The sequence below is a fragment of the Zhongshania sp. genome, assembly GCF_041623545.1.
GTDB lineage: Bacteria > Pseudomonadota > Gammaproteobacteria > Pseudomonadales > Spongiibacteraceae > Spongiibacter.
Genome location: NZ_JBFJWS010000152.1, coordinates 1 through 7581, shown reverse-complemented (window position 1 = coordinate 7581; position 7581 = coordinate 1). Strand labels below are relative to the sequence as shown.

General features: G+C 49.3%; 10 protein-coding genes. 4 read left to right on the top strand and 6 right to left on the bottom strand.

The window, feature by feature from the left end:
- Nucleotides 1-195: 195 nt before the first annotated feature.
- The 3 genes from ABYT30_RS12840 to ABYT30_RS12830 form a co-directional block, all read right to left on the bottom strand.
- Nucleotides 196-801 carry an HNH endonuclease gene (locus tag ABYT30_RS12840; RefSeq protein ID WP_373096821.1) on the bottom strand — a complete coding sequence of 202 codons (606 nt, stop codon included), beginning with the start codon at nucleotides 799-801 and terminating at the stop codon, nucleotides 196-198.
- 106 nt (nucleotides 802-907) lie between these two features.
- Nucleotides 908-1174 (bottom strand): hypothetical protein, encoded by a 267-nt coding sequence (locus ABYT30_RS12835; RefSeq protein WP_373078765.1) that lies wholly within the window; start codon nucleotides 1172-1174, stop codon nucleotides 908-910.
- A 116-nt stretch (nucleotides 1175-1290) separates the two neighbouring features.
- Nucleotides 1291-1638, bottom strand: a complete 348-nt coding sequence (locus tag ABYT30_RS12830) for a hypothetical protein (protein ID WP_373096819.1) — start codon at nucleotides 1636-1638, stop codon at nucleotides 1291-1293.
- 146 nt (nucleotides 1639-1784) lie between these two features.
- Between ABYT30_RS12830 and ABYT30_RS12825 the strand changes: the two genes are divergently transcribed.
- Entirely contained in the window at nucleotides 1785-2057 is a 273-nt protein-coding gene (locus tag ABYT30_RS12825) for a type II toxin-antitoxin system Phd/YefM family antitoxin (RefSeq protein WP_219043003.1), read from the top strand.
- A complete protein-coding gene (locus ABYT30_RS12820; RefSeq protein WP_373078772.1) occupies nucleotides 2038-2310 on the top strand; it encodes a Txe/YoeB family addiction module toxin in 273 nt (90 codons plus the stop codon). The genes ABYT30_RS12825 and ABYT30_RS12820 overlap by 20 nt, the downstream gene beginning before the upstream one ends.
- 560 nt (nucleotides 2311-2870) lie before the next feature.
- Here ABYT30_RS12820 and ABYT30_RS12815 read toward each other — a convergent pair.
- The 3 genes from ABYT30_RS12815 to ABYT30_RS12805 all read right to left on the bottom strand — a co-directional run bounded on the left by ABYT30_RS12815 (nucleotide 2871) and on the right by ABYT30_RS12805 (nucleotide 5630).
- Nucleotides 2871-3515, bottom strand: a complete 645-nt coding sequence (locus ABYT30_RS12815) for an FHA domain-containing protein (protein ID WP_373078774.1) — start codon at nucleotides 3513-3515, stop codon at nucleotides 2871-2873.
- A gap of 27 nt (nucleotides 3516-3542) precedes the next feature.
- A complete protein-coding gene (locus tag ABYT30_RS12810; protein ID WP_373096817.1) occupies nucleotides 3543-4358 on the bottom strand; it encodes a Stp1/IreP family PP2C-type Ser/Thr phosphatase in 816 nt (271 codons plus the stop codon).
- Between the two features lie 117 nt (nucleotides 4359-4475).
- Nucleotides 4476-5630, bottom strand: a complete 1155-nt coding sequence (locus ABYT30_RS12805; protein ID WP_373096815.1) for an alpha/beta hydrolase family protein — start codon at nucleotides 5628-5630, stop codon at nucleotides 4476-4478.
- A 194-nt stretch (nucleotides 5631-5824) separates the two neighbouring features.
- Between ABYT30_RS12805 and ABYT30_RS12800 the strand changes: the two genes are divergently transcribed.
- Complete coding sequence (locus ABYT30_RS12800; protein ID WP_373078783.1) at nucleotides 5825-6445, top strand: class I SAM-dependent methyltransferase; 621 nt, start codon at nucleotides 5825-5827, stop codon at nucleotides 6443-6445.
- A 141-nt stretch (nucleotides 6446-6586) separates the two neighbouring features.
- The coding region (locus tag ABYT30_RS12795) for a dicarboxylate/amino acid:cation symporter (RefSeq protein WP_373096814.1) at nucleotides 6587-7581 on the top strand (995 nt) is incomplete at its 3' end.

Genomic DNA, 7581 nt, shown 5'->3' with positions numbered 1-7581 from the left:
AGATCAAAGGAGATTTTAGCCTGTTTGGAACCGACAAAAACCACAACCTTAAAGTCATGCCCCTTAAGAATATGCAGGTTCTTTGGTTGCACGTTTTCAAGATCAATTAATACGTAGTTCGTTTTCAACAACAGATTCCTTTTCTCAAATGAGCGTAACTCGGAGCGCTTTTTAGCGACTAACTGTTCGGGCTTGTTAGGATTCAAAAACTCTTTCCAAACCATCCCAAGTTGAACCAACTGGGGGAAAGTCTCTAGGATCATACAAATCCAGTTCTTCGAGGGTGTAATTCCATTTGCCGTAGTTGCAAGCAGCGCATGTGATAACTACGTTATCCAGATCGTTTGTTCCGCCGCTTGAGTGAGGAACAACGTGGTCATACTGTAGCCACATACATTGAAACGCCGCATGCTGAGACTTATTAGTACGCCCCCAGCCAACAGCGTCAGGGTATATCTCCTTAAAATACTTCCTAACTTCAGCTCGAATAACTGGCATACCGCAAAATCTACAGTGATAGCCATCTCTAGCTCTCAACGTCTTCATTTGAGCTTTACTTGGCATTCGAACTTTTTCTTTTTCCTCAGTATGCGGTATTGGATTTTTACTTATGACCACATACTTACTAGCTTTACCCCAGATCGAGTCTGTCCATTCCCACACAACAGGGTTATTTGCTAAATTGAAGAGCTCTTCTGCCAATTTTGTGCGCCCATTTAAATGAGCTGAAACTGCCGCATCTAAATACCTTGCGGAATCATAAATCTCGGGTATTGGCTCCCTAAAGCATCTTTTGGGCATTACTACTCTCCTTGATGTACCGAAATCCTAACGCCTTGCGTTGAGGCGGAAGAGCCCCAGCGACGTCCCAGCCGCGCTGCTTTTGCACAGCGACAACAGCAACTTGTTATGATTTTTCATCCTTGCTTTTACTCACTATTTTGTAGCCAGTTTTCTTGATGCCGAAATATATACAAACTGGAATTGTTACAAGAAGCAGCCGCCAGTCGATCATGTAGCCGACGAAGCTCACCACTAAAATCGTGAGCTGCCATGCCATCGCTGATGTTTCATCAGCCTCTATAATAGCTCCACAACTAGAACACGCGACTCTATCTTTAACGCGCAACGGCAGTTTCGTATTACATTTGGGACAAGTTCCAGTAAAGCTCATTCGCTACTCACCGAAAAAAACATAGCGCCGTGTTTTTCGACGCCGGAGCGCCAGCGGAAGCGTCCCAGCAGCGCGGGCGTTTTCACGCAGCGACAACAACACCTTGTTATGTTTTATTACCATAGCTGAATATCTTTCTGTTGATTAGCAGCCCATTGCTCTACGCCTTTTATAGAAACGCAAGATGCTATAAACACACCTATACCAGAGAAGCCCAGAATCGGGCCGCACACAATCATCACAACCCCAACAAAGTGCTCTCTGGACGCCCCCGGCCCCAAGCCCGAAAGTAAATTGGCGCCATTCATAAACCACAATAACCCGCAGAGACTGAAAGGAAGAGCCCAAAGTAAAACTCGCAATCTAGAAGCATAGGGGGCCATCGGAGGTTTCTCCGCTGAAAGGACGCGTTTCTTCCAACGAAAAAAGCCAATCAGGCTAATGAGAGATAGCAAAAAGGTCATCGAATCGTCCTTGAAACATAGCGCCGCCAGCACGCGGAGCTTTGCAGTGGCGCTGAAGGCGCAACGAAAAAGCTGTCGCAGTGCTTGGCCTTGTTAGGGCTTTTGGTATATAGTTGTACGGCATTTCCGTACACAAAGGTGGCCGTATGGACACAATCAGCGTAAACAAATTTAGAGATAACCTTAAAAGCGTTGTAGAACAAGTAGTTAGCAGGCATGAACCGCTCAAAGTGACTCGGCGAGCCGGCGAGGCTTTTGTTGTAATGAGCGCCGACGACTGGGAACGAGAGCAGGAAACCCTGCACGTACTCCAAAGTAAGAACCTCATGCAACAAATTGCCGATTCCCTTGAAACCCATACCCGCGGGCAAGGCTACAAACCGACTGAAGAGCAGATGAATGAGATCACTGGTATTTGAGGGTAATACCTGGGAAGCGTATGAAAGCATACGCGAAAAGGACAAGAGACTGCACAAGGCGCTCTGTAAATTACTCAAGGAAATGCTCAGATCTGATGATCCTTCATCAGGCCTTGGCAAGCCTGAACCACTCAAGCACAATCTCTCGGGCCTTTGGTCAAAACGAATCTCGCAGAAAGACCGCTTGATATATCGTTTCGATGATAAGTCCATTTATATCTTCGCTATTGGTGGGCACTACGATCAGCCCTAACATTTGTATATCAAGCGCGCTCGATTTGCCCAAAGTGGTACACCACTGAAACTAGCAAAACTTATTGAATTTATATGAAATAAAGGGAATTGATGCTGGATCGCGCGTCGATAAAGCGTGCGTGCGCATATGTAATTTTGGCGAGGTCTCATATGTCTTGCCCCAATTCCCTATGTGGCTGATCTTACAAATCTTTTTCTTGATAGAGCTGAAAAACCGAGCACTCCGCTCCGATAAACTGAGCATAAATCCTAGCCGCAAAAAAATACACCGTTTTATTAGGCTAAAGATGAGACCGATATGTAGCGGGGCTATGCCTCCGCTATTGTGACAATAACCCTCTTGCTAGGCACCTAGTGGAGTAACCATTAATTGTATTCGTGGCATCGGATTCTGAATCAAGTTCAGAATGAAGGCCTGTAGCGTTTGGCGGCTGTTGTGAGGGTGCGCAGGGAATGGCAGTTGCCGTGACTTAGCGGATTAAACCCCACTGTTGTTTAACCCTTTGCGATATAGCCCTACTTTTTTACTCGGCCGTTTTATTTAGAATCCACCACCAATTACGCCGGCCGCAATTCAAAACCCAAACGCGTATTGGCAATTTCTAGGGTGTCACCGTTCGCTAATTTACGGGGCTGGAGGCCAATCTGTTCACCGTTGATTATTGGCGTACGGCCGTCTTGGCCTTCGATGTGTTCTAAATAGTAATCTTGCTGGCGTCGGCTAATAGCAGCAACTTGAAATCCGGCCTTACCCAATTTTGTCAGTGCTTTGCTCAGCATCATCTCGCGGCCCGCCGCGCCACCGTTTTGCACTTTGAGGTAGCCCATCATGGGCTCGGGCGCCGGCTCGCTGTTTCTCATGCCCGGGCGTATCGCAATGGTTTTTTCGACTTCGTCGTCCACTTCCGCCGCGCGCTGGACGCCGTGGTAGGTCAATGAGTGCTTACCAATAGTAATATGGTCGCCACTGCGCAAGGCGTGGCGGGTTACCAAATTGCCATTCACCAAGGTGCCATTGGTGCTGCCCAAGTCGACCAGAAAGCTGTCATTTTGAAAGGTTTCGATCGCGGCGTGGCGGCCACTTACGGCGAGGTTTTCAATACAAATGTCATTGTCAGCCGCGCGACCAATCGTGACACGCTCCTTATCGAGAGGAAAATCCTCAATCACTCTACCCTGAAAACTGAGAACCAGCTTTGCCATAATCCCAACCCGTTACTGAACTATGCCCTAGTCGAACCAGTCAAGCGTCTCGTCTGACACGTCGTCTTGTCCGGCAACCACCTCATCAACACACACTACAATTATCGATATATTGTCTTTACCACCGGCCATATTTGCTAGTTCCAGTAAACACATCGCGGCCGTTTCTGGCTCCTCGCCATGCTCTCTTAATACGGCGGCAATTTCATCATCGTCGAGCATACCGCTCAGGCCGTCGGAACACAGTAAATAGAGATCCTTACTGCGAACCAGTTCTTCTAATAAATCAACCTCAAGCTCCGCGACCAAGCCGAGGGCGCGGGTAATGACATTTTTGTTTTTGGCGTTGCGAGCCTCTTCTTCGGTATACAGATTACGGGTGACCCACTCCTGCACCAAGGTATGGTCGGTGGTGAGCTGATCAAGAAAGCCCTCACGGAATCGATATAGCCGCGAGTCACCTACATGAGCGACCGCGACCCGCTGGCCGCTAAACTGCATCGCCACCACCGTAGTGCCCATGCCCTGACGGGCTTCGTCGCGCTTGGCCGCGTCGAGAATGGCCGCATTTGCAGCATTAATCGCATCACGTAGAAGTAGGGTCTGTGGGGAGTACACAGCGCTTTCCGAGCTAAACTCAGAGCCGCTGCCAAAAGAAAGATGATGGGCAATTTCGTCGATAGCAATAGCGCTGGCAACCTCACCCGCATTGTGGCCGCCCATACCATCAGCAACCACCATATAGCCTTGCTCAGTGGCTACACCGATAGCATCTTCATTATGCTCGCGCATTTGGCCTATATCAGTAATGCCAAAAGCACGAAAATGTATATTCTCATCCATGAATCAGCGCCAAAGCTCTACATTATTTGAAACTGAGTATAGTCACTGCTTTTTAGCGTGGTCAATGTCGATGCGAAATAAGCGCTGCAAACCAAGCGGTCGGCAGCGCTATTTTAACTAAGGCTGAAACTGATCCACGGGGCAGCTATCTGAGGGTATATTGGGATCAACCACACACTCAAAATAAGGCACAACTTCATTATAGGTGCCGTCGAGCATCTTGCGCATATTCTCAAATGCTACGCGCATTACCGGGTGATAGGCCTGAGCCTCTGAGCCATGCCCCGCCAAGTTCAAGTAAGGATCGGCATCACCCGCGCCTAAGGTGCCTGTGCCCGTTGAGCCCGGATCTTGGTATGGCGGTATACCCACAATAGTGAAGAACTGGGTTGGTATTAAGGCGGTTGTAAGTGCCGAAGCCATTACCCGGCCCTGATTGTGGGGCACCAGGCCATCATTAATCGCATGCACTACGGTCGCAGCACGCAAGCCCGCCAATTTCATCTCGGCAGCTTGATACGCTGGCGAGCGACGCTCATAAGCCAAGGGGCAAACCACCGGGTTACCACCGGTTTCGCGCTCAATTCCGGCTTGAGCCTGCGCCGCTGTCTCTGATATTGAAGCTGCCGCGCTTGCTTCAGCATAGGTTTCAGCCAGCTGACTCACGCCTTCGACATCCAGCCAATAATCGTAAAGTGAACTGCCGTCCTCGGTTACCGCAGTCGATTCCACAATCGCGGTACCAGAGATTGATCCACCCATCGACACGCCAAACATGTAAACGGTTTCAATGCTGGGAAACTTTTTCATGGCATGCAGTGTTGCCGCAATCGTGTCGTGAGCCCCGCGCAGGGTAGGGAAACCCAAATTATCGCGGTAATCCGTCGTTACAAAGGCAACATCACCAGGCTTGTTTTCAAAGGTACGCGCGAGACGAATCTCTCGCAGCATATGGGGTAGCCAACTTTTGCGCACCGTGTGGCCAATGCCATGGGCAAACACGACTAGACGAGTTGGTGACTCACCCTTTTTATAGACCAATATCCCTTCAGGCAATGGCAAATTTGACGCTGTGTCTGGCACGCATAAAGGGTTAACATCCATAGGCCCGGCAATATTAAATGCAGCCAAATCTGTCGCGGCGTCGGTGGTAAACGTTTCAGTCGCATAGCTCGCCGAAGACGACGAACTGGAAGACGAGGTCGACGACGAGCCGCCACAGGCCGTAATCGCGCCAATAAGGCCCAGAATAAGAATTTGAGGATATTTCATTAATTCACCATTTCAAAGAAACTGATTTAACTGCCCCACTGAGGAATCGCAGTCTAGAATCAGTGCAACAACGCACTTATTACTGTTTGTGCAGCATGTTTGCCTTGATACCATAACTTGTCAATCTCCGACATTGTGGAATACTCGCATATTAGTTTCCCGCAGCAGCAAAGAACCCTTACAGGAAGAACAATATGGGCTTTTACGAAAATAAAATACTTCCCTTTGTGATCGACAAAGCCTGCTCAATGCCACCGGTAATGGCACTGCGCGAGAAAATTGTGCCGCTAGCCAAAGGTGTGGTGCTCGAGGTGGGCATGGGCAGCGGCATCAATTTAGCCTTGTACAACGCCGACAACATCGACTTTATCTGGGGGCTGGAACCCTCAGAGGGCATGCGCAAAAAGGCCCGCGCCAACCTTGAAGCGGCCAACGTTAAAGTTAAATGGCTAAATTTAACGGGCGAAGAGATCTCATTAGAAGACAATAGTGTCGACACGGTATTACTCACTTACACGCTTTGCACCATCCCCGACTGGCAGCAGGCTCTGCAACAGATGCGCCGCGTGCTCAAACCCGGCGGCAAATTACTCTTTTGTGAACACGGCCTCGCGCCCGACAGCAATATTCAGAATTGGCAAAATCGCATCACCCCGGTGTGGAAAAAATTGGCAGGGGGCTGTCATCTCAACCGCCCCATCCCCGAGCTGATTAGCCGCTGTGGCTTTAAAATTGAAAGCTTAGAACAGTGCTATGTTGACGACGCGCCGAGAATTGCGGGCTATATGTATTATGGGACCGCGGTGAAGGGCTAGTTTAGTCTGGTGTCTGATGTCCGACGTCGGACGCAAATTCAAAAGCGACCTACATCAAACGCCCGACTTCAGACTTCCGACTTAGCCATGCTAAAGTAAAGTGCAATGCCGCTTAGCCACTAATTAAAAGAGTAAATAGCAATGCGTAATATTCCCCTGCACTGGCAAATTGCCATCGCCATCCTACTCGCCGTCTTAGCGGGCATACTTGGTGGTGCCGACGGCAGTATTAGTGGCCTGTCTTTCATCGCGGTGTACACTTTTCTCGGTACCATTTTCCTCAATGCTTTGAAAATGCTGATTGTACCGCTGGTTATGTCGTCAATCATAAGCGGCATGGCCGGTGTCGGCGGCGACAAATTAGAGAAACTCGGCGGTAAAACCCTGCTGTTTTATGCCTCTAGCAGTCTCATTGCCATCCTCATTGGTTTAGCGGTCGTTAACATTATCGCCCCTGGTAGTGGCGACAATCAGGCCCTTGCGGCCACCATCAGCAGTAGCGACCCAGAATTAAGCGACACCCTGGCCAAAGTTGAAGGTCGCGGCATGACCGACGTGGTGCAAATATTTGTGCGCATGGTTCCCACCAATGTGGTGGCCGCTGCCGCGAATGGTCAGATGCTCGGTTTGATTTTCTTTAGCCTGCTATTTGGCTTTTTTCTCGCCCGCAGTAAATCGGAGCACGCCGCCACGCTAATGCATTTCTGGCAGGGCGTAATGGATATCATGACCGAGATCACCATGTGGGTAATGAAGTTTGCGCCGCTGGGGGTATTTGGTTTAGTGGCCAAAACTGTCGCAATAACGGGCTTTGCGGCTTTCAAACCCATGCTATTGTTCTTTTTTACCGCCTTAATTGCACTCCTCATTCACGCCTTTGTCGCATTACCTTTATTACTCCGTTACGTAGGCGGCATAAACCCGAAAAAGCACTATGCGGCAATGACACCTGCACTACTCACTGCATTTTCTACAGCCTCAAGTTCGGCAACACTGCCCCTCACCTTAAAAAGTATTCAGGAAGAGTCCGGCGTTTCCAAACAAGTTAGCGGCTTTGTCTTACCCCTCGGTGCCACCGTCAATATGGACGGTACCGCGCTTTATGAATGCGTTGCCGCGATGTTTATTGCCCAGGT

Excerpts from the sequence above, each read along its gene's own strand:
- ABYT30_RS12840 (WP_373096821.1), bottom strand. The coding sequence starts at position 801 with ATGCCCAAAAGATGCTTTAGGGAGCCAATACCCGAGATTTATGATTCC.
- ABYT30_RS12815 (WP_373078774.1), bottom strand. The coding sequence starts at position 3,515 with ATGGCAAAGCTGGTTCTCAGTTTTCAGGGTAGAGTGATTGAGGATTTT.
- ABYT30_RS12800 (WP_373078783.1), top strand. The coding sequence starts at position 5,825 with ATGGGCTTTTACGAAAATAAAATACTTCCCTTTGTGATCGACAAAGCC.
- ABYT30_RS12810 (WP_373096817.1), bottom strand. The coding sequence starts at position 4,358 with ATGGATGAGAATATACATTTTCGTGCTTTTGGCATTACTGATATAGGC.
- ABYT30_RS12825 (WP_219043003.1), top strand. The coding sequence starts at position 1,785 with ATGGACACAATCAGCGTAAACAAATTTAGAGATAACCTTAAAAGCGTT.
- ABYT30_RS12805 (WP_373096815.1), bottom strand. The coding sequence starts at position 5,630 with ATGAAATATCCTCAAATTCTTATTCTGGGCCTTATTGGCGCGATTACG.
- ABYT30_RS12835 (WP_373078765.1), bottom strand. The coding sequence starts at position 1,174 with ATGAGCTTTACTGGAACTTGTCCCAAATGTAATACGAAACTGCCGTTG.
- ABYT30_RS12820 (WP_373078772.1), top strand. The coding sequence starts at position 2,038 with ATGAGATCACTGGTATTTGAGGGTAATACCTGGGAAGCGTATGAAAGC.
- ABYT30_RS12830 (WP_373096819.1), bottom strand. The coding sequence starts at position 1,638 with ATGACCTTTTTGCTATCTCTCATTAGCCTGATTGGCTTTTTTCGTTGG.